The organism is Microbacterium sp. AC132, from assembly GCF_979258525.1.
Map to the genome: position 1 here is coordinate 3,118,817 of NZ_OZ409862.1, position 24,715 is coordinate 3,143,531.

The following is a 24,715-nucleotide window of genomic DNA, read 5'->3' on the forward strand; positions in this document are numbered from 1 at the left end:
GATCGCGGCGGCTTCTCTCGTACCAGGCGGACGTGCTCACCGGCACCCGTACGCGGCGTCGATGTAGGACTGAGGTGGGTAGCCGTACGCCCAGACGCCGTTGGCATCGTCGGTGAAGCCCATGCTGATCGCCCACGCCGTGGCCCACTTCTCGATGCTGTCCTGCGTCGACGAGTCGTACATGTCCTCGCACTTCACGCTGATCGCGTGGCCGACCTCGTGGGCGATGAGAGCCTTGCTCCGGTCCGCCGGCCACTGCTCGGCGACCGAGTTCGACAGCTCGATGGCGGCGCGGTCGGGATCGTCCCACCACCAGGTCGTGAGGCCTCCCATGCTGCCGTTGGAACCGGCGTTGTTGACGATCTGGTTCCAGTCGAACTCGAGCAGCACCCCGGGTGCGAGCGACCGGGCGAACGCCTCGATCTCGAGGCGATCGCCCTGCAGCGGTCCCGCCTTCTCGGCGAGTTCGGCCTGTTCGGTCGCCACGACCTGTCCTGCGGCGTCCTGCATGGACACCAGTGATTCGACCGCCGTCACATCGAGGAGCATGGTGTCGGGTACTCGCGACGCCGCATCGCGCAGGGCGATGACGGCGTCGTTCTTGGCCGAGAGGTGTGCCGACTCGAAAGCCGGGGCTGCGTCGGCCGCCGAGCGCAGGAGGGCCACGCCGGCCTCGGTCACTTCGGCACTGGCGGCGGTCATCGCAGGTGTCGCCGCGTCGAGGTCGGCAGCCAGGTCGTCCAGGTCGCCGGCGTCGACGGCGAGCTGATCGGATGCTGCGAAGAGCTCCCAGAACGCCGACGGCTTGGAATCCGCCGAAGGCAGCGGTTCGGTGAGCAGTTCCTTCGCCGGGCCGGCTGCTTCATCGGCATCCGTCGACGCCGTCGTGAGCGCGTCCCTCGCGGAGGGCACGGTGAGCACGCCGGTATCGGCCGTCTTCAGCAGATCAGCGACATCGGTGACGGATGTGAGCGTGTCGAGCTCCTGCTGGACCGTCGTCGCGCTGTCGCGAGCCGAGGCCGCTGCTGCGTCGAACTCGGCGCGTGCCCCGTCGTATCCGAGGCTTGCGGTGACCTGGAGCACGCCGACGGCCGCCGCGACCAGGACTCCCGCAGCGCCCAGCATGAACCCGATGCGCCGTCCTCGGCGCTTCGGCGCTGCGTCGTCGGTGCTGGCGAAGTGCGGGGGAGTGCGTGGCCTCCGGCGGGGGAGGTGGCCACGTCGACGGATGCAGTCATGCGGGGGGACCTCCGTGGGGAACCGGCTCATGATGACTCTAATCAGTGAGCCGTCCGGTGCGAGAACCCCCGGGGACGAGAAAGGCCCCCGCATCGCGGGGGCCTTTCTCGAGTGGAGGGGCTGACGAGAATCGAACTCGCATCATCTGTTTGGAAGACAGAGGCTTTACCACTAAGCTACAGCCCCGTTGCCAGCTGCCTCCGGGAGGACTGTGCCGACTCATCGATCATAGCGGACTGACGGAGGTGCTCGTGTCCGTTAGACTCGGTGGGGCTGAATCTGCATGCGGATTCCCCGGGGCGTAGCTCAGTTTGGTAGAGCGCCCGCTTTGGGAGCGGGAGGTCGCAGGTTCAACTCCTGTCGCCCCGACATGGCTTCAACGGCCTGACAGCCGCGATTCAGCGCGGAAATCACAAGGAGAGCACACCAGAATGGCGAACAGCACCGTCGAGAAGCTGACCCCGACCCGGGTCAAGCTCAGCATCACGGTCACCCCTGACGACCTCAAGCCCAGCATCGCGCACGCCTACGAGCACATCGCTCAGGACGTCCAGATCCCCGGCTTCCGCAAGGGCAAGGTCCCCGCTCCGATCATCGACCAGCGCATCGGTCGTGGCGCGGTCATCGAGCACGCGGTCAACGAGGGCCTCGACAAGTTCTTCCGCGACGCGACCGTCGAGCACAAGCTCCGCGTCGTCGGACGTCCGGCCGCCGACATCACCCAGTGGCCGAACGAGAAGGACTTCTCGGGCGACCTCCTGGTCGACATCGAGGTGGACGTGCGTCCCGAGATCGAGGTCCCGGCATTCGACGGCATCACCCTGACGGTCGACGCCGTCGAGGCCGACGACGCCGCGCTCGACGCAGAGCTCGAGAACCTGCGCGCGCGCTTCGGAACGCTCGTTCCCGTCGACCGTCCCGCCGCGAAGGGCGACTTCGTCGAGCTCGACCTGGTCGCCACGATCGACGGTGCGGAGATCGACCGCGCCGAGGGCGTCTCCTACGAGGTCGGCTCGGGCGAGCTGCTCGAGGGCATCGACGACGCGATCGAATCCCTCACCGCAGGTGAGGACACCACGTTCCGCTCTGCGCTCGTGGGCGGCGACCACGCCGGCTCCGAGGCTGAGGTCTCCGTCACCGTCAAGGCGGTCAAGGAGCGCGAGCTCCCCGAGGCCGACGACGACTTCGCGCAGATCGCCAGCGAGTTCGACACGATCGCCGAGCTCCGCGCGAGCCTCGCCGAGCGCGTCTCGCAGCAGGGCGTCTTCACGCAGGGGTCCGCGGCTCGCGACAAGCTCGTCGAGACGCTGCTCGAGCAGATCGACATCCCCGTGCCGCCGAAGCTCATCGAGGACGAGGTGCACAACCACCTCGAGGGTGAGAACCGCCTCGAGGACGACGTGCACCGCGCCGAGGTCACCGAGGCCAGTGAGAAGCAGTTCCGCACGCAGGTTCTGCTCGACACGATCGCCGAGCAGGCTGACGTGCAGGTCTCGCAGGAGGAGCTCTCGCAGTACCTCATCCAGTCCGCCTCGCAGTACGGCATGGCTCCCCAGGAGTTCGTCGAGGCTCTGCAGTCGTCGAACCAGCTTCCGGCGCTCGTCGGAGAGGTTGCCCGCAACAAGGCCCTCGCGATCGCCCTGGGCAAGGTCAAGGTCGTCGACACGAACGGCAAGCCCGTCGATCTGTCCGACTTCGTCGTGACCGACGACGAGGCCGAGTCCGAGACGACTGCCGACGAGAAGCCGGCCAAGAAGGCTCCCGCGAAGAAGGCTGCCGCGAAGAAGGCCGACGACGCTGACGCCGCTGAGAAGCCGGCCGCGAAGAAGCCCGCTGCGAAGAAGGCGCCCGCGAAGAAGGCCGACGACGCGGAGGCCGCTGAGAAGCCGGCCGCGAAGAAGCCCGCAGCCAAGAAGGCTCCGGCCAAGAAGGCTGCCGACAAGGCGGAGTGATCGGACACGATCTCATGAGGGGCGGATGCTGCGGCATCCGCCCCTTTCGCGTCAGCGGGGAGAGCAGATGAACGAGGAGACCATGAAGACCTGGGACGAACGCATCGACGAGGTGTGGGACGACGCGTCCGGCGAAGAGGTCGGAGACCAGACGATCGCCCGGATCGACGCGCTGGCCGCCGAGCGCGGCGTCGATGACGCCCGCGCGGAGTTCGAGCGCGCCGGGGCACGTGATTCGGCCGGCCGCCCCGCCGAGGCAGTCGAACTCTACCGGCGTGCGCTCGCACTGGGTCTCGACGACGAGCACCGCCCGCAGTGCGTGATCCAGCTGGCGAGTTCACTGCGCAATCTGGGCGAGTACGACGATGCCCTCGCCGTCATCCGTGCGGAGGAGGAGCTCTCGGCGGACGGCCCCTACCGGGATGCCGTGGCGACGGTCCACTCGCTGATCCTGGCGAGTTCCGGACGCCCGGCGCGGGGCCTGTCGGTCGCTCTCCTCGCACTCGTGCCGCACCTGCCGCGGTACCACCGCTCGATGACCGCGTACGCACACGAGATCGCGGAACTCGACGCCTGATATGCCGACGGCGAACACGGCCTGAGCGCTGCGTTGTCGCCGGTAGATTCGAATCACTGAAACACGGAATCAGGAGCTGACATGGCTGCAGAACCCCTCCTCGCTACGAGCGTCTTCGACCGACTGTTGAAAGACCGCATCATCTGGCTGGGATCGGAGGTGCGCGACGACAATGCGAACGAGATCTGCGCGAAGATCCTCCTTCTCGCCGCAGAGGACTCCGAGAAGGACATCTACCTCTACATCAACTCGCCCGGTGGATCGATCACCGCGGGCATGGCGATCTACGACACGATGCAGTTCGTCCCGAACGACATCGTCACCGTGGGCATCGGCATGGCCGCATCGATGGGTCAGCTGCTGCTGACCGCGGGCACGAAGGGCAAGCGCTACATCACGCCCAACGCCCGCGTGCTGCTGCACCAGCCGCACGGTGGCTTCGGCGGAACGTCGAGCGACATCCAGACGCAGGCGCAGCTGATCACCTCGATGAAGAACCGCCTCGCCGAGATCACCGCGGCGCAGACCGGCAAGTCGGTCGAGCAGATCAACGAAGACGGTGACCGCGACCGCTGGTTCACCGCCGACGAGGCGCTCGAGTACGGCTTCGTCGATCACATCCGCGACTCGGCCACCGACGTCATCGGTGGCGGCGGAACCGACCAGGACATCAAGTAACGGAAAGCGAAAGGACTCTCATGTACGCACCCACCTTCCGCTCTGCCGGCGATCTGCCCTCCAGCCGCTACGTGCTTCCTCAGTTCGAGGAGCGCACGGCATACGGCTTCAAGCGCCAGGACCCCTACAACAAGCTGTTCGAAGATCGAGTGATCTTCCTCGGCGTCCAGGTCGACGATGCGTCGGCCGACGACGTGATGGCGCAGCTGCTCGTTCTCGAGAGCCAGGACTCCGAGCGTGACATCACCATGTACATCAACTCGCCCGGTGGTTCGTTCACCGCGATGACGGCGATCTACGACACGATGCAGTACGTCGCGCCGCAGATCCAGACCGTGGTGCTCGGCCAGGCGGCTTCGGCCGCATCGGTGCTGCTCGCAGGCGGTCACCCCGGCAAGCGCCTGGCTCTGCCCAACGCCCGTGTGCTCATGCACCAGCCGGCGATGGGCGAGGCGGGGCACGGCCAGGCATCCGACATCGAGATCCAGGCGGCAGAGATCCTGCGCATGCGCACCTGGCTCGAGGAGACCATGGCTCGTCACACGGGCAAGTCCGTCGAGCAGGTCAACCGCGACATCGACCGTGACAAGATCCTGTCCGCCGCTGAGGCGCTGGACTACGGCATCGTCGACCAGGTGCTCACCTCGCGCAAGCGCATGTGATCGCATCTCCATGGTGAGAGGACGTCGGCCCTTCAGGGTCGGCGTCCTTTCGTCGTCTCCGGCGAATGTGCGACCACTGGAAGCGTGATTGCTCATACGAGCATCAGGGTGCGCGAACGGTGCCGCGGACGTATGCTGGAGACGGAAGGAGGATGCCATGGAAGAAGAACTGATCATGGTCCGCGTCGCCGAGCTGTACTACGACGAGGACAAGACGCAGGACGAGATCGGCGCCCTCCTCAAGCTGTCCCGCTGGAAGGTGGGGCGCCTTCTCACACAGGCCAGAGAGCGTGGCATCGTCCGCATCGAGATCGTGCACCCGCGTGCGCGCCGACTCGGACTCGAGCGCCAGCTCGTCGAACGGCACGGCCTCACGGCTGCCGTCGTCGTTCCCTCCCCGGACGGCGATGACGGGACCCTCGAGCGGGTCGCCCAGGCCGCGGCCGACTACCTCACCGCGATGCGGCCGGTGCCCCGCACGCTCGGCGTCAGCTGGGGGCGTACGTTGCGCGCCGTCGCAGAGTCGCTGCCCGAAGGATGGGCGACCGGCGTCACCGTCGTGCAGCTCAACGGGGGAGTGAGCCTCAACCGCCGTTCCGGCGGAGCCGCGGGCCTCGCCGTCACCATCGCCCAGCGTGCATCCGGACACGTGTCCCTCCTGCCGAGCCCGGCGATCCTCGAACGCGTCGAGACCAAGCAGGCGATCGAAGCCGACCGCACCGTCGCGGCCGTCCTCGTCGAAGCGGCCGAAGCGCAGGCGTTCCTGTTCACCGCGGGGCCCTGCGATGCGACCTCCGCGCATGTCGAGAACGGCTACCTCTCGGCATCCGATGTCGAAGAGCTCGCGCGCCGTGGTGCCGTGGGCGACGTCCTCGGGCGGTACATCGACGCCGACGGCAACATCGTCGACCCGCAGCTCGACGCCCGGACGGTCGGAGTCGACCTCGGGCGCCTGCGCGCCGCGAAGCGCTCGATCTTCGTCACCGCCGGTGACGCCAAGCATGACATCGCGCGCACAGTCGTGACCAGCGGCCTGTGCAGCGTTCTGGTGACAGATGAGACCACAGCACGAGCATTGTTGGAGGAACGATGACGACCCAAGAACTCAGCCGCAGATCGGCGGTGGACGTTCTCGGCGGTGAGCCGGATGACGCCACGCTCCGCCGGTTCCTGCACGGACTCCCGGGGGTCGACGCCGTCGGCCTGGAGCAGCGCGCGGCCGCACTCGGCACGCGTTCGATCAAGACCACGTCGAAGGCCTGGGCACTCGACACGATCATCAAGCTGATCGACCTCACCACCCTCGAAGGCTCCGACACGCCGGGCAAGGTGCGCTCGTTGGTCGCCAAGGCGAAGAATCCGGATGCCGCCGACCCGACGACCCCCCGGGTCGCCGCCGTCTGCGTGTACGGCGACATGGTCGGCGACGCGGTCGAGGCGCTCGGAGCTCTGCACGGCGATCCGGACGACGGACTCATCTCGGTCGCCGCGGTCGCCACCGCGTTCCCCAGCGGACGTTCTTCGCTGGCCATCAAGCTGGCCGACACCGCCGAAGCGGTCGCGGCCGGCGCCGACGAGATCGACATGGTCATCGACCGAGGAGCGTTCCTCTCGGGCCGATACGGACTCGTGTACGACCAGATCGCCCAGGTGAAAGAGGCATGTCGTCGTGCCGACGGTTCATACGCCTCGCTCAAGGTGATCCTCGAGACCGGCGAGCTCAACACCTACGACAACATCAAGCGCGCATCGTGGCTCGGCATCCTCGCCGGGGGCGACTTCATCAAGACCTCCACCGGGAAGGTGCAGCCGGCGGCGACGCTGCCGACGACGCTGCTCATGCTCGAGACAGTGCGCGACTGGCACCGGGGTACGGGAGAGCGCATCGGCGTCAAGCCCGCCGGCGGGATCCGCGCGTCGAAGGATGCGGTGAAGTACCTCGTGACGGTCGCCGAGACCGTGGGGGAGGAATGGCTCCAGCCGCACCTGTTCCGCTTCGGCGCCTCGAGCCTGCTGAACGACGTGCTGCTGCAGCGCCAGAAGCTCACCACCGGCCACTACTCCGGCCCCGACTACGTCACGATCGACTAGGAGCCCGCATATGTCATTCCTGGAATACGCTCCGGCACCGGAGTCGAAAGCAGTACTCAACCTCAAGGACAGCTACGGACTGTTCATCGACGGCGAGTTCGTCGACGGATCGGGCTCGAGCTTCGCGACGATCTCGCCGGCTGACGAGAGCCACATCGCCGAGATCGCCTCGGCGAGCGACGCGGACGTCGACCGGGCGGTCGCCGCCGCGCGTCGCGCCTACGAGAAGACCTGGTCGAAGATGAGCGGCCGCGATCGCGGCAAGTACCTCTTCCGCATCGCACGTCTCGTGCAGGAGCGGGCTCGCGAGCTCGCGGTCGCCGAGAGCCTCGACAACGGGAAGCCGATCAAGGAGAGCCGCGATGTCGACGTGCCTCTCGTCGCCTCCTGGTTCTTCTACTACGCGGGGTGGGCTGACAAGCTCGACTACGCCGGACTCGGCGCCAACCCGCGTGCGCTCGGCGTGGCCGGGCAGATCATCCCCTGGAACTTCCCGCTGCTGATGCTCGCGTGGAAGCTCGCTCCTGCTCTGGCGGCAGGCAACACCGTGGTGCTCAAGCCTGCGGAGACCACGCCGCTGACGGCGCTGATCTTCGCAGAGATCCTGCAGCAGGCGGATCTGCCGGCCGGTGTCGTCAACATCATCACGGGTGCCGGTTCCACGGGGGCCACGCTCGTGCGTCACCCCGACGTCGACAAGGTCGCCTTCACGGGTTCGACCGGTGTCGGCCGCGACATCGCACGGGCCGTCGCGGGGACCGACAAGAAGGTCACGCTCGAGCTCGGCGGCAAGGCCGCCAACATCGTGTTCGATGACGCGCCGATCGACCAGGCCGTCGAGGGCATCGTGAACGGCATCTTCTTCAATCAGGGGCATGTGTGCTGCGCCGGAAGCCGACTGCTCGTGCAGGAGTCGATCCATGACGAGGTCATCGATCGCCTGAAGAGCCGCCTGTCGACGCTGCGCCTCGGCGACCCGCTCGACAAGAACACCGACATCGGCGCGATCAACTCGGCGGCACAGCTCGCCCGCATCCGTGAGCTGAGCGACATCGGCGAGGCCGAGGGCGCAGAGCGCTGGACCGCGGACTGCGCGATCCCCGACAAGGGGTTCTGGTTCGCTCCGACGATCTTCACCGGTGTCGAGGCGTCACATCGCATCGCCCGCGACGAGGTCTTCGGGCCCGTCCTGTCGGTGCTGACGTTCCGTACGCCGGCCGAGGCGATCGCCAAGGCGAACAACACGCCGTACGGCCTCTCCGCCGGCATCTGGTCGGACAAGGGCTCGCGCATCCTCGCGGTCGCCGACCGTCTGCGTGCCGGTGTCATCTGGGCGAACACGTTCAACCGATTCGACCCGTCGAGTCCGTTCGGCGGCTACAAGGAGTCCGGATACGGCCGTGAAGGCGGACGTCAGGGTCTCACCGCATACCTGAAGGGGGCCTCCGCATGAGCAAGCGATTGACCGTTCCGAAGACTTACAAGCTGGCGATCGGCGGCGCCTTCCCGCGCAGCGAGTCCGGCCGCACCTACGAGGTGCTGTCGGCGAAGGGGGCATTCCTCGCGAACGCCGCCCAGGGCTCGCGCAAGGACGCACGGGACGCCGTCGTGGCCGCACGTGCCGCCGTGAAGGGGTGGTCCGGCGCCACCGCATACAACCGCGGGCAGGTGCTGTACCGGGTCGCCGAGGTCCTCGAGGGTCGCCGCGCGCAGTTCATCGACGAGATCGCCGCGCAGGAGGGCGTCTCCACGTCCGCCGCCGCCGCGCAGGTCGACGAGGCGATCGACCTCTGGGTCTGGTACGCCGGCTGGTGCGACAAGTACGCGCAGGTCGCGGGCAACGCGAACCCGGTCTCGGGTCCGTACTTCAACATCTCGGTGCCGGAGCCGACCGGCGTGGTCGCGATCGTCGCACCGCAGGACTCCGCGCTGCTCGGTCTTGTCTCGGTCGTGGCTCCTGCGCTCGTCGCAGGCAACACGGTCGTCGTGATCGCGAGCGAGCGGTTCCCGCTGTCGGCCATCAGCCTCGCTGAGGTGCTCGCCACGAGCGATGTGCCCGGGGGCGTCGTCAACGTGCTCACCGGGTCTCCCGCCGAGATGGCGCCCTGGCTCGCCTCGCACCAGGACGTCAATGCGCTCGATCTGGCCGGTGCCGGCGATCTCGAGTGGATCGACATGCAGATCGCCGCCGCCGAGACGCTCAAGCGCGTGCTGACTCCCGGCGCGGTCACCGCGTCTCCGGAGCGCATCGGCGCCTTCACCGAGGTCAAGACCGTCTGGCACACCAAGAGCCTCGTCTGACGTTCGAGCATCACGAAGCCCGTCTCCCCGCACCGAGGAGGCGGGCTTCGTCGTGCAGACGCGGACGGGCGATACGGACTCGAGATGTACGACGCCGCGCCAATGCGTCCCGGTGTCGGATGCAGCGGTTAGGCTCAGTAGACGATCTCAGGATCCCCCCTAGGAGGACGCGCATGGCCCGTATCGGCGAAAGCGCTGACCTGTTCAAGTGCTCATTCTGCGGAAAGAGCCAGAAGCAGGTGCAGCAGCTCATCGCAGGACCCGGTGTGTACATCTGCGACGAGTGCGTCGAGCTGTGCAACGAGATCATCGAGGAGCGGATGGCCGAGTCCTCCGCCGACGGCACGGCGGACTTCGAACTCCCCAAGCCGCGCGAGATCTTCTCTTTCCTCGAGGAGTACGTCGTCGGACAGGAGCCAGCCAAGAAGGCACTGGCCGTCGCGGTGTACAACCACTACAAGCGGATCCGCGCGCACGGCACCCTCCAGACGGCCGAGCAGAAGGCCGAGAGCGTCGAGATCGCGAAGAGCAACATCCTGCTCATCGGGCCGACCGGATGCGGCAAGACCTACCTCGCCCAGACCCTCGCGAAGAAGCTCAACGTGCCGTTCGCTGTCGCGGACGCCACGGCGCTCACCGAGGCCGGCTACGTCGGCGAGGATGTCGAGAACATCCTGCTCAAGCTCATCCAGGCGGCGGACTACGACGTCAAGCGCGCAGAGCAGGGCATCATCTACATCGACGAGGTCGACAAGATCGCCCGCAAGGCGGAGAACCCCTCGATCACCCGCGATGTCTCAGGTGAGGGCGTCCAGCAGGCCCTGCTGAAGATCATCGAGGGAACGGTCGCATCGGTGCCCCCGCAGGGTGGGCGCAAGCACCCGCACCAGGAGTTCCTCCAGATCGACACATCCAACGTGCTGTTCATCGTCGCTGGCGCGTTCGCGGGCCTCGAGGACATCGTGTCGGCACGCGTCGGCAAGTACGGAATCGGCTTCGGTGCTCCGCTGCACGACAAGGGCAAGGACCTCGACCTGTTCAGCGAGGTGCTTCCGGAGGACCTGCACAAGTTCGGTCTGATCCCCGAGTTCATCGGTCGTCTTCCGGTCGTGACATCGGTGTCTCCGCTCGACCAGGATGCGCTCATCGACATCCTCACGGGTCCGCGCAACGCACTCGTCAAGCAGTACCAGCGCATGTTCGAACTCGACGGCGTTCAGCTCGAATTCGAAGAGGGCGCGCTCCGTTCGATCGCCGACCTCGCCGTCGAGCGCAAGACCGGCGCTCGCGGACTGCGGGCCATCCTCGAAGACGTGCTCGGTCCGATCATGTTCGAGATCCCCTCGGCCGAAGACGTCGCCAAGGTCATCGTCACCCAGGCGGCCGTCGACGAGGGCGCTCCGCCGACGATCGTGATGGAGCGCAAGCGCAAGAGCGCGTGAGTTCCGCTCCCTCGCCCTGGCGGGTGGTCGACAGCAAGCTGGTGCATGCAGACCGCTGGATCCGCGTGCGCGCGGATGACTGCGTCGACGAGCGAGGACACTCGATCGCTCCGTACTACGTGCTCGAATACGGCGACTGGATCTCGGTGCTCGCCGTCGATCGGGATGGCCACGCGATCGTCGTCGACGAGTATCGCCATGGTGCAGGAATCGTCGCGGTCGGGACGATCGGTGGCGGTCTGGAGGCCGGCGAGTCACCGGAAGCGGCCGCCATCCGCGAGCTGCGCGAGGAGACCGGGTACGAGCCCGACGAGATGATCGACCTCGGTCCCACCTGGGCCAACTTCGGCAGCCACACCAACCGGGTGCATCACTTCCTCGCGCGGGGCTGCGTGCGAGTCACCGAGCAGTCGCTCGATGAGAGCGAGGCGATCGCCGTGCACGTCGTGTCTCTCGACGGCCTCGGCGATCACCTCGCGCAGAGCTACCACCAGCTCACCTGGTACAAGGCGATGGAGCTGCTCGACCGCTGAGGTCACGCGGCGTGCGACCTGATCACGCCTCGAGTCCGCGCCGCTTCAGGAGCGGTGCGATCTCTGCATCGCGCCCGCGGAAATCGCGGTAGGCGTCGAGCGGATCCTTGGACCCTCCGACGCCGAGGAGACGGAAGCGGAACCGGTCGCCGTTCTCGCGGGTGAGTCCGCCCTTCTCGCGGAACCACTCGACGGTGTCCGCGTCGAGAACCTCACTCCAGATGTAGGAGTAGTAGCCGGCGCTGTATCCGCCCGAGAAGACGTGTGCGAAATAGGTCGACGAGTAGCGGGTCGGCACGGCAGGATCGTCGAGTCCGATGTCGGCGAGGGCGGCGGCCTCGAAGTCGGCCACGTCGAGGATCTCCGTCTGCGTGCTCACGCGATGCCATGCCTGGTCAAGCCAGGCGGCTGCGAGGTATTCGCTCGTGTCGTGGCCCTGGTTGAACGTCTCCGTCGCGCGCAGTCGTTCGACGATCGCGGGGTCGAGCGGCTCTCCCGTCTCATGATGCCGGGCATAGTTGTCGAGGACCTCGGGCCATAGGATCCACATCTCGTTCACCTGACTCGGGAACTCCACGAAGTCGCGGAAGACGTTCGTTCCGGAGAAGTGCGGGTAGGTGACGACGGCGAAAAGGCCATGCAGAGCGTGGCCGAACTCGTGGAAGAGCGTCGTGACCTCGTCGAGGGTGAGCAGCGTGGGCTCTCCCTCTCCGGGGAGCGCCACGTTGAGGTTGTTGACCACCACGGGCAGCGTCCCGCGCAGGCGCGACTGGCTCACGATCGGATTCATCCAGGCGCCACCGCGCTTCGAGTCGCGGGTATAGAGATCGAGCACGTACAGTCCGACCGCGCTCCCGTCCGCGTCCCTCACCTCGAACACACGCGCACCCGGGTGGTAGGCCCGGAGGTCCCGGCGCTCTGCGAACGTCACCCCGTAGAGCTTCGTCGCAGCGAAGAACACGCCGTCCTTCAGGACCCGCTCGGCCTCGAACCACGGACGGAGCGCGCTCGTGTCGATCGCGTATCGGGCGGTCCGCACCTTCTCCGTGTAGAAAGCCCAGTCGTGCGCCTCGACCGCGAAGGGCGTCGCCTCGGTCTCGTCGACGATCGCCTGCAGGGCTTCCTTCTCGGCTCGCGCGTTGCGCGCAGATGGCGCCGCGAGATCGCGCAGCATCCGCTCGACCGCGTCCGGCGTGCCGGCCGTCTCATCTGCCGTCACGTACGCGGCGTGCGAGGCATAGCCGAGCAGTGCCGCGCGCTCGGCGCGGAGGCGCACGATCTCGGCGAGCACGGGACGATTGTCGTTCCCGTTGTTACGCGACGCGCGCGACTGCGAGGCCGCCAGGATGCGGCGACGCGACTCGCGATCGCGGAGCTGCGCCAGGTACGGATGCCCGGTGAACAGCGGGAGGGAGATGACGAAGCGTCCGTCGAGGCCGCGATCCGCCGCCGAGCGAGCCGCTGCGGAGAGCTCACCGCTGCTGAGGCCCGCGAGCTCCTCGGGCGAGTCGAACACCACCGCGAGGTCGTTCGTGTCGTTGAGGAGGTTGCGCTCGAAGGTGTTGTTCAGCGTCGACAGCTGCTGGTTCAGGGCGGTGAGTCTGCTCTTCGCCTCGTCGCCGAGGGCCGCGCCCGCGTGGGTCATCTCGCGGTGGTGCCGTTCGACGAGGTACCGCTGCTCATCATCGAGCTCGAGATCGTCGAGGTGCGAGTGCACCTGCTGGACGCGCCAGTACAGCGCAGCGTCGAGAGTGATGGCATCCTGATGGGCCGCCATGAGAGGAGCGAGCTGTTCGTCGATCTCCTGGATCTCCGGCGTCGCATCGGCCGAGGTCACGGTGTAGAACGCGTGCGCGACGCGGTCGAGCAGCTCTCCTGAGCGCTCCAGCGCCTCGATCGTGTTCTCGAAGGTGGGCATCGAGCGCACCATCGTGATCCGGGCGATCTCTCGGAGGTGCTCGTCGAACGCGGCCTGGAATGCCGGCAGGTAGTGCTCGGGCCTGATGGCAGCGAAGTCGGGAAGACCGTAGGGGAGCGTGGACGGCTGAAGCAGGGGATTCGCGACGTCGGTCATCCTCTGAGCCTAGCCATCACCCGCTACAGGGACTCGCTTCCCGGCGGCGGCGTCCGTGACGGCACGGGCTCTGGCCGTATGACGCAGACGCGTGCAAAGATTAATTTGCAAAGATTAGCTTGCAAAGAAGTCTTTGCAAGAGTACCGTCGACGGTATGGAAGACGAACTGCAGTTGCGACGCCTCGACGCGGGGGCGCTCAAAGCCCTCGCTCACCCGCTGCGTGTGAGGATCTTCGACCTGCTCAGCACTCACGGGCCGCAGACGGCGAGTTCGCTCGCCTCGATGCTGGGCGAGACGTCCGGGTCGACCAGCTATCACCTGCGAACGCTCTCGGCGCACGACCTCATCCACGAGGTCGAGGGCCGCGGCACGGCCCGAGAGCGCTGGTGGGAGCTTCCCGAAGGACGCATCGACATCCCCGGTCCCAGTCAGAGCATGTCACCGGCGAATCGAGCCGCGGCGCAGATCGTCTCGTCCGAGTTCTTCCGACTTCGCCACGAGACCCTGATGTCCTACGTGAATCGGCCGGACACGGACGTGCCCGAGGGCTGGAAGGACACCGGGTTGATCGCCACGACTCTGCTCGAGATGACCCCCTCGCAGATGGCGGGTCTCAAGGATGAGCTCATGGCGGTGGTCGACAGCGCGGTCGAGCGATTCCGCGGCCAGACCGGGCCGGATGTGCGCCGGGTGTCGCTGCGCACCGAGCTCTTCGACCTGCCGGCCTCCGGTGCTGTGCTCGCGGATGCCGCCGACTCGAAGACGGAGGAATCATGACCAGCGCGACCATCCGACTCGTCGCCCCGACGCGCACTGAGCGCAGGCTGCTCGGCCTCGCCGGTCTGCTCACGGCCTTCGTGGAACATCGCATCGAACGTCGGGCCGAGAAGCGGACGCTCGCGCTGGATCTCCTGCGCGAGCAGCAGACCAGACGCCAGGATCCCCACGCCGTCGACCACATGCTCGCGCAGCTCGGCCTGCCTCGTCGATGACATCGCCACACGCAGCGAAGCCCCCTGTCTGGAGTTCCGGACAGGGGGCTTTCTGATCAGAGTTCGTCAGTCCTCGAAGGGGCGGGCGATCACGTCGCCGGCCCCGGTCTGCACGACCTCCCAGCCCGCATCGAGCTCGGCGATCGCACGGCCCTCGAGCCATGTGAGCGTCCAGTGTCCGGTGAGGCCGCGGGATTCGACCTCGGCGATCGCCGGCCGGAGCGCGGCGGGAACGGATGCCGGCGGCTCCGAGCCGGTGGCCCACCGCGTACCCAGCTGCATCATGCCCCCTCGACCGGAGCGAGCTCGATCGCGGTGACCGCGAACTCGTCGGCCTCGGTGAACTCGAGGTCGGCGATGCGGCCGACGGCTTTGAGATCTTCGGCTGCGGCGCGGAGTGCGTCGAGCTTGGCGGCGGGCGCCGCGATCGCGGCACGAGATACCGGAGTCTTCTGCGATGCCTTCGCCTCGGTCTTGGCGCGGCGGATGCCGATCAGTGCCTCACTCGCGGCCGACAGCACCGCCGTGTCACCGGCGATGCCGAGAGGTTCCGGCCACGCGGCGGTGTGGACCGAGCCTTCTTCGAACCACGACCACACCTCTTCGGTCGCGAACGAGAGGATCGGTGCGAGAAGGCGCAGCAGCGTGGACAGCGCCAGGCGCAGTGCGAGTGCCGCGGAGGCCTGGCCCACGTCGTTCTGGTTGTAGGCGCGCTCCTTGACGAGCTCGAGGTAGTCGTCGCAGAACGTCCAGAAGAACGCCTCGGTGACCTCCAGCGCCTTGGCCTGGTCGTAGTTCTCGAACGCCTTGGTCGCCTCGGCGATCACGGCGTCGAGGCCTGTCAGCATCGAGGCGTCGAGGGCGTGCGTCACCTGGGCGCCTTCGGGCACCGGGAACGACAGCACGAACTTCGCCGCGTTGAGCACCTTGATCGACAGTCGGCGGCCGATCTTGACCTGCGTCGGGTTCTGCGGGTCGAAGGCGGCATCCATTCCCAGGCGGCTGGAGGCGGCCCAGTAGCGCACGGCATCCGATCCGTGGGTCTCGAGGATGTCCGCCGGCGTGACGACGTTGCCCTTCGACTTCGACATCTTCTTGCGGTCGGGGTCGACGATGAAGCCCGAGATCGCGGCGTTGCGCCACGGCGAGCGCCCGTCTTCGAGGGTCGAGCGCAACATGGTCGAGAAGAGCCAGGTGCGGATGATGTCCTGTCCCTGCGGGCGCAGGTCGAACGGTGCCGTGAGCTGCCACAGCTCCTCGTCGCGCTGCCATCCACCGGCGAGCTGCGGAGTGAGCGACGAGGTGGCCCAGGTGTCGAGGATGTCGGCCTCGGCCTCGAAACCACCGGCCACGCCGCGCTGATCCTCGGTGTATCCCTCCGGTACGTCGGTCGTCGGGTCGATGGGGAGACTGGCGTGATCGGGAGCGATCACGCGGTCGTAGTCGCGCTCGCCGTTCTCGTCGAGGCCGTACCAGAGCGGGATCGGCACGCCGAAGAAGCGCTGACGCGACACGAGCCAGTCTCCGGTCAGACCTCCGACCCAGTTCTCGTAGCGAACCCGCATGAAGTCCGGGTGCCACGCCAGCTGCGTTCCGCGCTCGAGCAGCTCGTCGCGCAGGTTCGCGTCGCGTGCGCCGTTGCGGATGTACCACTGGCGGGTCGAGACGATCTCGAGAGGGCGGTCACCCTTCTCGAAGAACTTCACGGCGTGGTTGAACGGCTTGCCGACGGCCGTCATGTCTCCGGTCTCCTGCAGCTTCTCGACGATGGCCTTGCGCGCGGAGAACACCGTCTTGCCCGCGAGCTCGGCGGTGTACCAGTCGATCGCGTCGGCGTCGGCGACGATCGACGGCGCCGTCGGGAGGAAACGTCCGTCGAGGCCGATCGTGGTCATGTTCGGGAGGTGGTCGCCCGCCGCCGTGCGCAGCTCGCGCCACCAGATGATGTCGGTCACATCGCCGAAGGTGCAGACCATCGCGGCGCCGGTGCCCTTGTCGGGCTGTGCGAGGTGGTGGCCGTGGATCTCGATCTCGGCGCCGAAGAAGGGCGTGCGCACCTTCGTGCCGATCAGGTGCTTGTGCGGGCCCTCGGGGTGGGTCACGATCGCGATGCACGCGGGAAGCAGCTCGGGGCGGGTGGTCTCGATCGTGATCGAGCCGGATCCGTCGGCGAACGGGAAGTCGATGGTGTGGTACGCGGCCTGCTGGTCGCGATCCTCGAGTTCGGCCTGGGCGATCGCCGAGCGGAAGTCGATGTCCCACAGCGTCGGAGCGAGCGACTGATAGGCCTCGCCGCGCTCGAGGTTGCGCAGGAATGCGAGCTGGCTCTGACGGATCGTGTCGTCGGAGATGGTGCGGTAGGTCTGCGTCCAGTCGACCGAGAGGCCGAGCTGGCGGAACAGCGCCTCGAACTGCTTCTCGTCCTCGATCGTCAGACGTTCGCAGAGCTCGATGAAGTTGCGGCGGCTGATGGGCACCTGGTCGGCAGCGCGGCTGGACCTGTTGTCGCCGCCTTCGAACGGCGGGGTGAAGTCGCTCTGGTAGGGGAGCGTCGGGTCGCACCGCACGCCGTAGTAGTTCTGCACGCGGCGCTCGGTGGGCAGTCCATTGTCGTCCCACCCCATCGGGTAGAACACGTTCTTGCCGCGCATGCGCTCGAAGCGCGCCTTGACATCGGTGTGCGTGTACGAGAAGACGTGCCCGATGTGCAGGCTTCCGGATGCGGTCGGCGGGGGAGTGTCGATCGAGTAGACGCCCTCGCGGCCGGACTCCGCGGCGCGGATGCGGTCGAACAGGTACGTGCCCCGCTCGGACCAGGTCTCACCCCACTTCGCTTCGAGACCTTCGAGTGCGGGCTTGTCGGGAATAGCGGACATGAAGGTTCTCCTCGAGCGATGTATGCGGCACTGTGTGAGCGTGCCTGAGTGTGGATTGTGTCCCACAGTCTAATCGCCCGCGGCAGTGCAGAGTTCCGGTCCTGCCGCGCAGCGCCGGGGGTGAAGAGGACGCTCTAGAATTGGATCCAGTCCAACAAACGACGCGTCCGCGTCCCTTCGCCTTCCCTCCCGAGGAACAGCATGCCCATCACCTTCCTGCGCCGCGCGATCCCGCTCGGTGCCACCGTCGCCGTGAGCGCCCTCCTGCTCAGCTCCTGCGCCGCGCCGTCCTCCGAGTCCGACGGCGGAGAGCTCGTCTGGTCGATCGAGGGCGGGAACCTCTCTGCCGGGCACATGGATCCGCAGGTGAGCCAGCTCGACGTCTCCGGCATGGTGCAGCGGGCAGTGCTCGACTCGCTGGTCTTCCAGGAGGACGACGGCTCGTTCAGCCCCTGGCTGGCGAAGGAGTGGACCGTCTCGGACGACAGCACGGAGTACACCTTCGTCCTCCGTGACGACGTGACGTTCACCGACGGCGAGGTCTTCGACGCCGAGGCGGTCAAGGCGAACTTCGACCGCATCGTCGACCCCGAGACGGAGTCGGCGCAGGCGGCGTCGATGCTCGGAGCAGACTTCTACGCGGGTACGGAGGTCGTCGACGAGCACACCGTCACGGTCAGCTTCACCCAGCCGTACGCGCCGTTCCTGCAGGCGGCCAGCACGCCGCAGCTCGGGTTCTACTCACCGGCCGTGCTGGCGGAGTCCGCCGACCAGCTGAAGGCCGGAGGGCCCGATGTCACGGTCGGCACCGGTCCGTTCGTGCTCACCGAGTACACGCCCGATCAGGAGCTGGTGTACACCCGAAACGATGACTACGCCTGGGGACCGCACGGCGAGGATGCGGCGGAGGTCGAGACGCTGCGCGTCGAGATCCAGCCGGAGGCCTCCGTGCGCACCGGCGTCGTGCAGAGCGGCGAGGCGGACCTCGCGAGCAACATCCCCCCGAACCTCGCGGGAGATCTCGGCGACGGCATCACCGTGGACTCGGTCGAGTACCCCGGCCTGCCGTACTCGCTGTACCTCAACGAGAAGTACGGTGTCTTCGCCGACGAGAAGGTGCGCCAGGCATTCGCTCGGGGCATCGACGTCGACGCCGCCGTCGAGGAGATCTTCTTCGGGCAGTTCCCACGAGCATGGAGCGTGCTCGGCTCGACGACTCCCGGGTACGACGCCTCCCTCGAGGACAGCTGGCCTTTCGATGCAGCAGCGGCGAACGCTCTCCTCGACGAGGCCGGCTGGACGGAGCGCGACAGCGACGGCATCCGCATGAAGGACGGCAAGCGTCTGTCGGCGCGGTGGATCGCATGGACCCCTGTGCCGGACGACCGGGCCGCCCTGGCGAACGCCATCCAGTCGGATCTCAAGGCGATCGGGTTCGAGGTCGTGCGCGAGGTGCTGGAGCCCGGCGCCTACAACGAGCAGTACGGTCCGAAGACCTTCGACCTGACGGACTGGGGATTCTCCGGCGTCGACCCCGACTTCCTCCGTGCGCACCTGCACACAGAGGGGTTCCAGAACGCCTCCCAGGTCACCGATCCGGAGATCGACGCTCTGCTCGACCAGGCCGTCGCCTCCAGCGACCAGGACGAGCGCAACAGCATCTACACGCAGCTGCAGGAGTGGAATGCGGAGTACACGGCCATCGTCCCGCTCTACAGCCCCTCGGCGATCACCGCCGTCGGCGAGCGGGTCAGCGGTCTCGACTACGACCTGTACGGACGTCCGCTGTTCTACGACGTGAGCGTCGGCTGACCGCTGAGTCGTCGAGCACCCTTGGGCATATCGCTGCGGTATCGTTCGTGAGCGAGCGCCGCGTGCCGAAGGGTGCTCAGAGATCGTCGAGAGGGCGCCAACGGTGAAGGCAGCGCTCATCCGGATCGCCGGTCTCGCGGCATCCGTCGTGATCGTGCTCTGGGGTGCGGCGACACTCGTCTTCCTGGCGTTCCGCGTCATCCCGGGCGATCCGGTCTCGGTGATGCTCGGGCCGCAGGCTCAGGTGAGCGAGGCGGTCAAGGACGGCATCCGTGCGGAGCTCGGCCTCGATCGACCCCCGCTCGAGCAGTATCTGACCTTCATCGGTCAGCTCGCCCGGGGAGACCTGGGCGAGTCGTATCAGCTGCGGATGCCGGTGACCGAGGTCATCGGCCGTCAGCTCGGATCGACGCTGCAGCTCTCGGCGCTGGCTCTCGTGATCGCCGTGCTGCTCGCGCTCGCCGTCGCCCTGCTGGTGCGAGGCCAGGCAGGACGAGCCGTCGCCGCGGGCATCGAGCTCGTCATCCTGTCGTCGCCCGTGTTCTGGATCGGACTGATCCTGCTCAGCGTCTTCGCATTCGGACTGGGGTGGTTCCCTGTCTCGGGTGCCCGCAATCCGGCGACGATCGTGCTGCCGGCCATCACGCTCGCGCTTCCCGTGGCGGCGCTGCTCAGCCAGGTGCTGCGGGATGGACTCGTGCAGGCCGAGCGGATGCCGTTCGCCGAGACCGTGCGGGCGCGGGGTGCGAGCCCGTCCTGGTTCACGCTGCGTCACGGGCTGAGACACGGTGCCGCGAATGCCGTGACCCTGGCGGCCTACCTGACCGGATCGGTGCTCGGAGGAGCGGTGCTCGTAGAGACCGTGTTCGCCAGGGCGGGCCTCGGCCGGGTCACCCTCGCGGCCATCACGAACCGCGATCTGCCGGTGATCACCGGGATCATCCTGCTCAGTGCCATCGTCTTCGTGATCGTGAACCTCGTGATCGAGCTGCTGCATCCGCTCATCGATCCTCGGCTGCGCACCGGGCGGGGAGGAAGGCGATGAAGCGCGCGCAGACCGTGCTGCTCTGGTGCGCCGTGGCCGTGCTGCTGGTGCTCGCATTCGCTGCGGCCTTCCCCGCTGTCCTCGCCACGCACGACCCTCTTCAGACCGACGTGCGCGCATCGCTTCTGCCGCCCAGCGCCGAGCATCTGTTCGGCACCGATCAGAGCGGCCGTGACGTCTACTCGCGCGTGCTCTACGGGGCCGGGCGCTCGATCGGCATCGGCCTGCTCGCCACGGGCATCGCGCTCGCCGTGGGGCTGCTCATCGGCGCTCTCGCCGGCCTCGCCCCGCGGGGAGTCGACGCGGCACTCATGCGGGTGAACGATGTGCTCATGGCCTTCCCCGAGTTCCTGGTCGCGCTCGTGGTCGTGGCGGTGCTCGGGCCCGGACCGGTCAACATCGCGATCGCCGTGACGCTCGCCGCCGTCCCCGTCTACATCCGGCTGGCGAGGGTGCAGACCCGCACCCTCCGCAGCGCCGAGCACGTCGAGGCCGCCCGGATCCTCGGCGTCCCCCCGGTGCCCGCGTTCGTCCGGCATGTCGTGCCGGGTGTGCTCGGGTCGCTGAGCGTGCTCGCGACGATCGGCATCGGCTCGAGCATCCTCGCGGCCGCCGGACTCAGCTTCCTCGGTCTCGGCCCATCGGAGCCGACTCCCGAGTGGGGCCTCATGCTCGCCGGAGGACGCAACGTGCTCGGACAGGCCTGGTGGATCGCCGTGTTCCCCGGCATCGCGATCACCGTCACCGTGATCGCGGCGACGATCGTCGGCCGCGTGCTGCGTGCCAGAGCAGAGGGGCCGACGTCGTGACGGAAGCGCTCGAGCTGCAGGGGTTGCGCATCGACTTCGGTGAGACGCCCGTCGTCGACGGGGTGTCGCTGTCGGTGGCGCGAGGGGAGTGCGTCGCCATCGTCGGTGAGTCGGGCGCGGGCAAGTCGCTCACCGCGCGGGCACTTCTCGGACTGACGCCCGCAGACGCACGGGTGCGGTTCGAACGGTTCATCATCGACGGGACGGATGTCGCACGGTTCGGCGAGCGGCGTTGGCGGTCTCTGCGCGGCGCGGGCATCGCGCTCGTCTCGCAGGATGCCCTCGTCTCGCTCGATCCGCTGCAACGGGTGGGATCGGAGATCGCCGAACCCCTGCGTCTCCACGGCCTCAGGTCCGGACGAGCGGCGCTGCGCGAAAGAGTGCAGGAGCTGCTGCACCGCGTCTGGATGCCGGACGCCGCCCGCCGAGCGCGGCAGTACCCGCACGAGCTCTCCGGCGGACTCAGGCAGCGGGCACTGATCGCCTCGGCCATCGCGGCCGAACCCGCGATCCTCGTCGCGGACGAGCCGACCACGGCTCTCGATGCGACGGTGCAGGCGAGGATCCTCGGACTCCTCCGCGACATCGCCGACGCCGGCACCGCGATCGTGTTCATCAGCCACGACTTCGCGGCCGTCCGTCGCATCGCCGATCGCGTGCTGGTCATGCGCAACGGCGTGGTCGTCGAGTCCGGGCCCGTCGGCGAGGTTCTCGAGAAGCCGCAGCACGCGTACACCCGACAGCTGATCGCCGCGACGATGCACGAGCCGCGTGTGACCTCTACCGACGACGTGACACCCGTGCTCGTCGCCACAGGCGTCACAAGGACATACGAGGAGATCGCCGCCGTGAACGACGCGTCGTTCGCCGTGCATCAGGGACGCACACTCGGCATCGTCGGGGAATCGGGGTCGGGCAAGACGACGCTCGCCCGGATGATCGTCGGTGTCGAGCAGCCGGACGACGGCGGCCTGCGCTGGATCGGCGAGCACCGCGTGCAGCTCGTGCACCAGAATCCGCTCGGCGCATTCGATCCTCGATGGAGCATCGGGCGGTCGCTGAGGGAGGCGCTCGCCGCGGGCGGCGTGCCTCGGGCGCTGCGGGCCGCGCGGGTGTCCGAGCTTCTCGCCGAGGTCGACCTCGACCCCGTTTTGGCGACCCGGCGGCCGTCCGCGCTGTCGGGTGGGCAGCGACAGCGTGCCGCCATCGCTCGGGCACTGGCTGCCGAGCCCGAGGTGCTCGTGCTGGACGAGCCGGTGTCGGCTCTGGATCCGTCGGTGCGTGAGCGCGTGATCCAGCTGCTGCTGAGGCTGCAGCGCGAGCGTCGGCTGACCATGATCTTCGTGTCGCACGATCTCGATGTCGTCGGCGCGGTCGCCGACGACGTGCTGGTGATGCAGGACGGCGTCATCGTCGAACAGGGTGCAGTCACAGACGTGTTCGAATCGCCGCAGCATCCGTTCACTCAGGAGCTGCTCGACGCGAACCGGCCCGTCAGTCCCTGACCTGGATGCCGATCCCCGCCGCGAGTACCGGTGCGAGCTGCTGCACCTGGAAGCTGCTCAGGGTCGTGCCGCGGAGGCTGTTCGCGTCGAGGAACGCCGAGGCGTCGAGCCCGCGCAGGTCGACGTGCGTGGCGCGCATGCCGCGGGAGTCCACCTCGTCGCAGCGCGTGTCGGTGAAGCGCACGCGGGTGAGCTCGGCCTGGGGCATGTCGATCGTCCGGATGCTGCACGCGGTGATCTCGACGTCCGTGGCCTTCGACGCCCCCAGGTTCAGATAGTCGATCCGCACGTCGCGGAGCTCCAGCTCGTCGATTCGGGCGCTGCTCAGATCGAGCGTGCCGATGCGTCCGCCGCTGATGCGCACGCGACGGATGCCGGCATCCCGCATCTTGAGCGAGGCGATGCGGACACCCGTCATGTCGACGTCGATGAGGGTGGCTCCGGTCAGATCGACACTGTCGGCGTCGGCCGTGATCGTGCACTGCTCGAGTGAGGCGTGGGCGAGATCGGCTGCGACCTCGAGATCGAGCTGTGCCGCGAGCAGATCGGCGCTCCGCCGAGCCGTCGCCGACTCGAACTCGAGGGGAAGGTCGGGAGGCGATACGCGGGGAGCCACAGGGGATTCGGGGGAGCGGGCCATGCTTCGAGGGTAGGGGGTGGGTGAGACACTCCTCGGTTCGGCCGCGCCTTCCTCGGTTCGGCTGCTCCTTCCTCGGCCGGATGCGCTTCACTCGGCCTATTGCGCGGAATCGGACCGAGGGAGGTGGATTCGGCCGAGCGAGAGCGGGAGCACGAGAGTGGCGAGCGAGGGACGTCTGCGGACGCCTCGACCGCTCCTGCACAGAACGCCACGAGACGCCGTTGTGCGCACAAGCCTGGAACGGGGGGCGACGCGCACGCGATACGTCCCACACTGGCTGGGTGCGGAGAACGTCAGAGGACTTGCTTGCGACGATGACGGAGTTCGGCGGCGTCGTGCGTGTCACCGTCATCCAAGAGCGCGGATTCGCTCGGAGCCTGGTCGCGTCGGCGGTCGAAGGCGGTGTGCTGATCCGGCCGCGACGAGGATGGCTCGCGGTGCCTTCCGCCGACGGGATGCTGATCAGCGCGGCGCGCCGAGGCGTCGTGCTGACCTGCCGTACTCAAGCCGCTCGGCTCGGTCTCTGGCTGCACGACGATTCGGGCAAGCCACACGTCGCCGTCGGGCCGAACGCCGCGGGGAGGCGACGTGTCGACGCGCAGGTGCACTGGGGCAGTCCGATCGTGCCGCGTCATCCGGATGTGCTCGTCGATCCGATCGAGAATGTGCTGGCGTACATCGCTGAGTGCGAGCCTTTCGAGCGGGCGCTCGCGACCTGGGAGTCAGCGCTCAACAAGTCGCTCGTCACGATGGAAGCTCTGCGCGGATACTCGTGGAAGCCGGCGGCGCGGCTGATTCTCGAACGGGCCACTCCTTTCGCCGATGCGGGGCTGGAGACCTACCTTCGTGCGCGACTGCGGTGGTTGAGAGAGCCGATCCGCGTGCAGATCTGGATCGCGGGCCACCGCGTCGACGCTCTGATCGGCGACCGATTCGTCGTACAGATCAACGGGGCCCACCACGTCGGTGCGCAGCGATCCGAAGACATCCGGCACGATGCCGAACTGCGGCTGATGGGGTATCACGTGATGCGCGTGTCGTACACGCACGTCATGTTCGACTGGCACATCGTGCAGGACCTGATCATGCGCGCGGTCGCGCAGGGATTGCACCGCGCGGGGTGAGTGACCCGCCGTTCAGACGCTTCGCACCGTCGGTCAGATGGTCGTACCTCGGCCGAATTTCCGGAGACTGGCCGACGGAGGTGCATTCGGCCGACGGGGGCGCGGGCTCCGAAGACAGAACCGACCTCGGAAGCGCGCAAGGACTTCGGCCGCGCTCAGGAGGCAGGAGGCGCACGCGCCGCACCGCGCGTACAATGGGAGACAAGAGCTGTGATCCGGACATCACCGGGGAGCTCTCGGAAGAACGGTCGGCTCGCGAGGGCGGACTCAGTAGAACCGAGCGGGGCAGGCCCGTCACAGCCGCAGTGAGAGTGGCTCCGCCGTGAGGCGCGGCACGCGAGGTGGTACCGCGGTCCCCGGA

22 protein-coding genes and 2 tRNA genes are annotated in these 24,715 nt (G+C 67.7%); 18 read left to right on the forward strand and 6 right to left on the reverse strand.

Annotation, left to right across the window (positions count from 1 at the left end; genetic code table 11):
- Positions 1–36 precede the first annotated feature (36 nt).
- Complete coding sequence (locus ACZZZQ_RS14980) at positions 37–1,269, reverse strand: hypothetical protein (RefSeq protein ID WP_463507851.1); 1,233 nt, start codon at positions 1,267–1,269, stop codon at positions 37–39.
- Between the two features lie 82 nt (positions 1,270–1,351).
- Positions 1,352–1,425, reverse strand: a tRNA-Gly gene (locus tag ACZZZQ_RS14985).
- Between the two features lie 109 nt (positions 1,426–1,534).
- Between ACZZZQ_RS14985 and ACZZZQ_RS14990 the strand changes: the two genes are divergently transcribed.
- From ACZZZQ_RS14990 to ACZZZQ_RS15040, 11 genes are all read left to right on the forward strand, one after another.
- Positions 1,535–1,608, forward strand: a tRNA-Pro gene (locus ACZZZQ_RS14990).
- Between the two features lie 62 nt (positions 1,609–1,670).
- The gene (gene tig / locus ACZZZQ_RS14995) at positions 1,671–3,191 is read left to right on the forward strand and encodes a trigger factor (RefSeq protein WP_463507852.1); all 1,521 of its coding nucleotides are present in this window, start codon (positions 1,671–1,673) and stop codon (positions 3,189–3,191) included.
- Between the two features lie 67 nt (positions 3,192–3,258).
- Positions 3,259–3,768, forward strand: a complete 510-nt coding sequence (locus tag ACZZZQ_RS15000) for a tetratricopeptide repeat protein (RefSeq protein WP_463507853.1) — start codon at positions 3,259–3,261, stop codon at positions 3,766–3,768.
- Between the two features lie 81 nt (positions 3,769–3,849).
- Positions 3,850–4,446 (forward strand): ATP-dependent Clp protease proteolytic subunit, encoded by a 597-nt coding sequence (locus ACZZZQ_RS15005; RefSeq protein ID WP_053096644.1) that lies wholly within the window; start codon positions 3,850–3,852, stop codon positions 4,444–4,446.
- Between the two features lie 20 nt (positions 4,447–4,466).
- Positions 4,467–5,108, forward strand: a complete 642-nt coding sequence (locus ACZZZQ_RS15010; RefSeq protein ID WP_042540774.1) for an ATP-dependent Clp protease proteolytic subunit — start codon at positions 4,467–4,469, stop codon at positions 5,106–5,108.
- 157 nt (positions 5,109–5,265) lie between these two features.
- Positions 5,266–6,201, forward strand: a complete 936-nt coding sequence (locus tag ACZZZQ_RS15015) for a sugar-binding transcriptional regulator (protein ID WP_056278928.1) — start codon at positions 5,266–5,268, stop codon at positions 6,199–6,201.
- The gene (gene deoC / locus ACZZZQ_RS15020) at positions 6,198–7,199 is read left to right on the forward strand and encodes a deoxyribose-phosphate aldolase (protein ID WP_072591429.1); all 1,002 of its coding nucleotides are present in this window, start codon (positions 6,198–6,200) and stop codon (positions 7,197–7,199) included. The genes ACZZZQ_RS15015 and deoC overlap by 4 nt, the downstream gene beginning before the upstream one ends.
- A gap of 10 nt (positions 7,200–7,209) precedes the next feature.
- On the forward strand, positions 7,210–8,652 hold the full coding sequence (locus ACZZZQ_RS15025) for an aldehyde dehydrogenase family protein (RefSeq protein ID WP_053096638.1): 1,443 nt from the start codon (positions 7,210–7,212) through the stop codon (positions 8,650–8,652).
- Positions 8,649–9,500: an aldehyde dehydrogenase family protein gene (locus ACZZZQ_RS15030; RefSeq protein ID WP_053096636.1), complete on the forward strand. Its 852-nt coding sequence runs from the start codon at positions 8,649–8,651 to the stop codon at positions 9,498–9,500. Before ACZZZQ_RS15025 ends, ACZZZQ_RS15030 begins: the two co-directional genes overlap by 4 nt.
- A gap of 173 nt (positions 9,501–9,673) precedes the next feature.
- Positions 9,674–10,942 carry an ATP-dependent Clp protease ATP-binding subunit ClpX gene (gene clpX, locus ACZZZQ_RS15035; RefSeq protein WP_463507854.1) on the forward strand — a complete coding sequence of 423 codons (1,269 nt, stop codon included), beginning with the start codon at positions 9,674–9,676 and terminating at the stop codon, positions 10,940–10,942.
- Positions 10,939–11,475, forward strand: a complete 537-nt coding sequence (locus ACZZZQ_RS15040; RefSeq protein ID WP_056278925.1) for an NUDIX hydrolase — start codon at positions 10,939–10,941, stop codon at positions 11,473–11,475. Before clpX ends, ACZZZQ_RS15040 begins: the two co-directional genes overlap by 4 nt.
- A 22-nt stretch (positions 11,476–11,497) precedes the next feature.
- Here the strand turns inward: ACZZZQ_RS15040 and ACZZZQ_RS15045 are convergent, their stop codons facing one another.
- Entirely contained in the window at positions 11,498–13,549 is a 2,052-nt protein-coding gene (locus tag ACZZZQ_RS15045; RefSeq protein ID WP_463507855.1) for a M3 family metallopeptidase, read from the reverse strand.
- A 155-nt stretch (positions 13,550–13,704) separates the two neighbouring features.
- On the opposite strand from ACZZZQ_RS15045, the gene ACZZZQ_RS15050 reads away from it, so the two are divergent.
- Positions 13,705–14,328 (forward strand): ArsR/SmtB family transcription factor, encoded by a 624-nt coding sequence (locus ACZZZQ_RS15050; RefSeq protein ID WP_053096611.1) that lies wholly within the window; start codon positions 13,705–13,707, stop codon positions 14,326–14,328.
- Positions 14,325–14,543, forward strand: a complete 219-nt coding sequence (locus ACZZZQ_RS15055) for a hypothetical protein (RefSeq protein WP_187249790.1) — start codon at positions 14,325–14,327, stop codon at positions 14,541–14,543. Before ACZZZQ_RS15050 ends, ACZZZQ_RS15055 begins: the two co-directional genes overlap by 4 nt.
- Positions 14,544–14,609: 66 nt before the next feature.
- Here ACZZZQ_RS15055 and ACZZZQ_RS15060 read toward each other — a convergent pair whose 3' ends face one another.
- On the reverse strand, positions 14,610–14,828 hold the full coding sequence (locus tag ACZZZQ_RS15060; protein WP_394194020.1) for a hypothetical protein: 219 nt from the start codon (positions 14,826–14,828) through the stop codon (positions 14,610–14,612).
- Positions 14,825–17,419 (reverse strand): valine--tRNA ligase, encoded by a 2,595-nt coding sequence (gene valS, locus ACZZZQ_RS15065; RefSeq protein ID WP_463507856.1) that lies wholly within the window; start codon positions 17,417–17,419, stop codon positions 14,825–14,827. Before valS ends, ACZZZQ_RS15060 begins: the two co-directional genes overlap by 4 nt.
- A gap of 201 nt (positions 17,420–17,620) precedes the next feature.
- Here valS and ACZZZQ_RS15070 point away from each other — a divergent pair, with 201 nt between their 5' ends.
- The 4 genes from ACZZZQ_RS15070 to ACZZZQ_RS15085 all read left to right on the forward strand — a co-directional run bounded on the left by ACZZZQ_RS15070 (position 17,621) and on the right by ACZZZQ_RS15085 (position 22,590).
- Positions 17,621–19,231 carry an ABC transporter substrate-binding protein gene (locus tag ACZZZQ_RS15070; RefSeq protein WP_463507857.1) on the forward strand — a complete coding sequence of 537 codons (1,611 nt, stop codon included), beginning with the start codon at positions 17,621–17,623 and terminating at the stop codon, positions 19,229–19,231.
- Positions 19,232–19,334: 103 nt separating this feature from the next.
- A complete protein-coding gene (locus ACZZZQ_RS15075; RefSeq protein WP_056278920.1) occupies positions 19,335–20,276 on the forward strand; it encodes an ABC transporter permease in 942 nt (313 codons plus the stop codon).
- On the forward strand, positions 20,273–21,085 hold the full coding sequence (locus ACZZZQ_RS15080) for an ABC transporter permease (RefSeq protein ID WP_463507858.1): 813 nt from the start codon (positions 20,273–20,275) through the stop codon (positions 21,083–21,085). Before ACZZZQ_RS15075 ends, ACZZZQ_RS15080 begins: the two co-directional genes overlap by 4 nt.
- A complete protein-coding gene (locus tag ACZZZQ_RS15085) occupies positions 21,082–22,590 on the forward strand; it encodes an ATP-binding cassette domain-containing protein (RefSeq protein WP_295104330.1) in 1,509 nt (502 codons plus the stop codon). Before ACZZZQ_RS15080 ends, ACZZZQ_RS15085 begins: the two co-directional genes overlap by 4 nt.
- Here the strand turns inward: ACZZZQ_RS15085 and ACZZZQ_RS15090 are convergent.
- Positions 22,580–23,230, reverse strand: coding sequence for a pentapeptide repeat-containing protein (locus tag ACZZZQ_RS15090; protein ID WP_463507859.1), 651 nt, complete (start codon positions 23,228–23,230; stop codon positions 22,580–22,582). The two genes, ACZZZQ_RS15085 and ACZZZQ_RS15090, sit on opposite strands and share 11 nt — an antisense overlap.
- Positions 23,231–23,544: 314 nt before the next feature.
- Here ACZZZQ_RS15090 and ACZZZQ_RS15095 point away from each other — a divergent pair, with 314 nt between their 5' ends.
- Positions 23,545–24,354, forward strand: coding sequence for an endonuclease domain-containing protein (locus tag ACZZZQ_RS15095; protein ID WP_463507860.1), 810 nt, complete (start codon positions 23,545–23,547; stop codon positions 24,352–24,354).
- Positions 24,355–24,715: the final 361 nt, after the last annotated feature.

Bases quoted from the DNA above. Each gene is read 5' to 3' on its own strand.
- tig (WP_463507852.1), top strand. From the start codon at position 1,671: ATGGCGAACAGCACCGTCGAGAAGCTGACCCCGACCCGGGTCAAGCTC.
- ACZZZQ_RS15025 (WP_053096638.1), top strand. From the start codon at position 7,210: ATGTCATTCCTGGAATACGCTCCGGCACCGGAGTCGAAAGCAGTACTC.
- ACZZZQ_RS15080 (WP_463507858.1), top strand. From the start codon at position 20,273: ATGAAGCGCGCGCAGACCGTGCTGCTCTGGTGCGCCGTGGCCGTGCTG.
- deoC (WP_072591429.1), top strand. From the start codon at position 6,198: ATGACGACCCAAGAACTCAGCCGCAGATCGGCGGTGGACGTTCTCGGC.
- ACZZZQ_RS15095 (WP_463507860.1), top strand. From the start codon at position 23,545: ATGACGGAGTTCGGCGGCGTCGTGCGTGTCACCGTCATCCAAGAGCGC.
- ACZZZQ_RS15070 (WP_463507857.1), top strand. From the start codon at position 17,621: ATGCCCATCACCTTCCTGCGCCGCGCGATCCCGCTCGGTGCCACCGTC.
- ACZZZQ_RS15000 (WP_463507853.1), top strand. From the start codon at position 3,259: ATGAACGAGGAGACCATGAAGACCTGGGACGAACGCATCGACGAGGTG.
- ACZZZQ_RS15015 (WP_056278928.1), top strand. From the start codon at position 5,266: ATGGAAGAAGAACTGATCATGGTCCGCGTCGCCGAGCTGTACTACGAC.
- ACZZZQ_RS15050 (WP_053096611.1), top strand. From the start codon at position 13,705: ATGGAAGACGAACTGCAGTTGCGACGCCTCGACGCGGGGGCGCTCAAA.
- ACZZZQ_RS15005 (WP_053096644.1), top strand. From the start codon at position 3,850: ATGGCTGCAGAACCCCTCCTCGCTACGAGCGTCTTCGACCGACTGTTG.
- clpX (WP_463507854.1), top strand. From the start codon at position 9,674: ATGGCCCGTATCGGCGAAAGCGCTGACCTGTTCAAGTGCTCATTCTGC.
- valS (WP_463507856.1), bottom strand. From the start codon at position 17,419: ATGTCCGCTATTCCCGACAAGCCCGCACTCGAAGGTCTCGAAGCGAAG.
- ACZZZQ_RS15055 (WP_187249790.1), top strand. From the start codon at position 14,325: ATGACCAGCGCGACCATCCGACTCGTCGCCCCGACGCGCACTGAGCGC.
- ACZZZQ_RS15030 (WP_053096636.1), top strand. From the start codon at position 8,649: ATGAGCAAGCGATTGACCGTTCCGAAGACTTACAAGCTGGCGATCGGC.
- ACZZZQ_RS15045 (WP_463507855.1), bottom strand. From the start codon at position 13,549: ATGACCGACGTCGCGAATCCCCTGCTTCAGCCGTCCACGCTCCCCTAC.
- ACZZZQ_RS14980 (WP_463507851.1), bottom strand. From the start codon at position 1,269: ATGAGCCGGTTCCCCACGGAGGTCCCCCCGCATGACTGCATCCGTCGA.
- ACZZZQ_RS15010 (WP_042540774.1), top strand. From the start codon at position 4,467: ATGTACGCACCCACCTTCCGCTCTGCCGGCGATCTGCCCTCCAGCCGC.
- ACZZZQ_RS15090 (WP_463507859.1), bottom strand. From the start codon at position 23,230: ATGGCCCGCTCCCCCGAATCCCCTGTGGCTCCCCGCGTATCGCCTCCC.
- ACZZZQ_RS15060 (WP_394194020.1), bottom strand. From the start codon at position 14,828: ATGATGCAGCTGGGTACGCGGTGGGCCACCGGCTCGGAGCCGCCGGCA.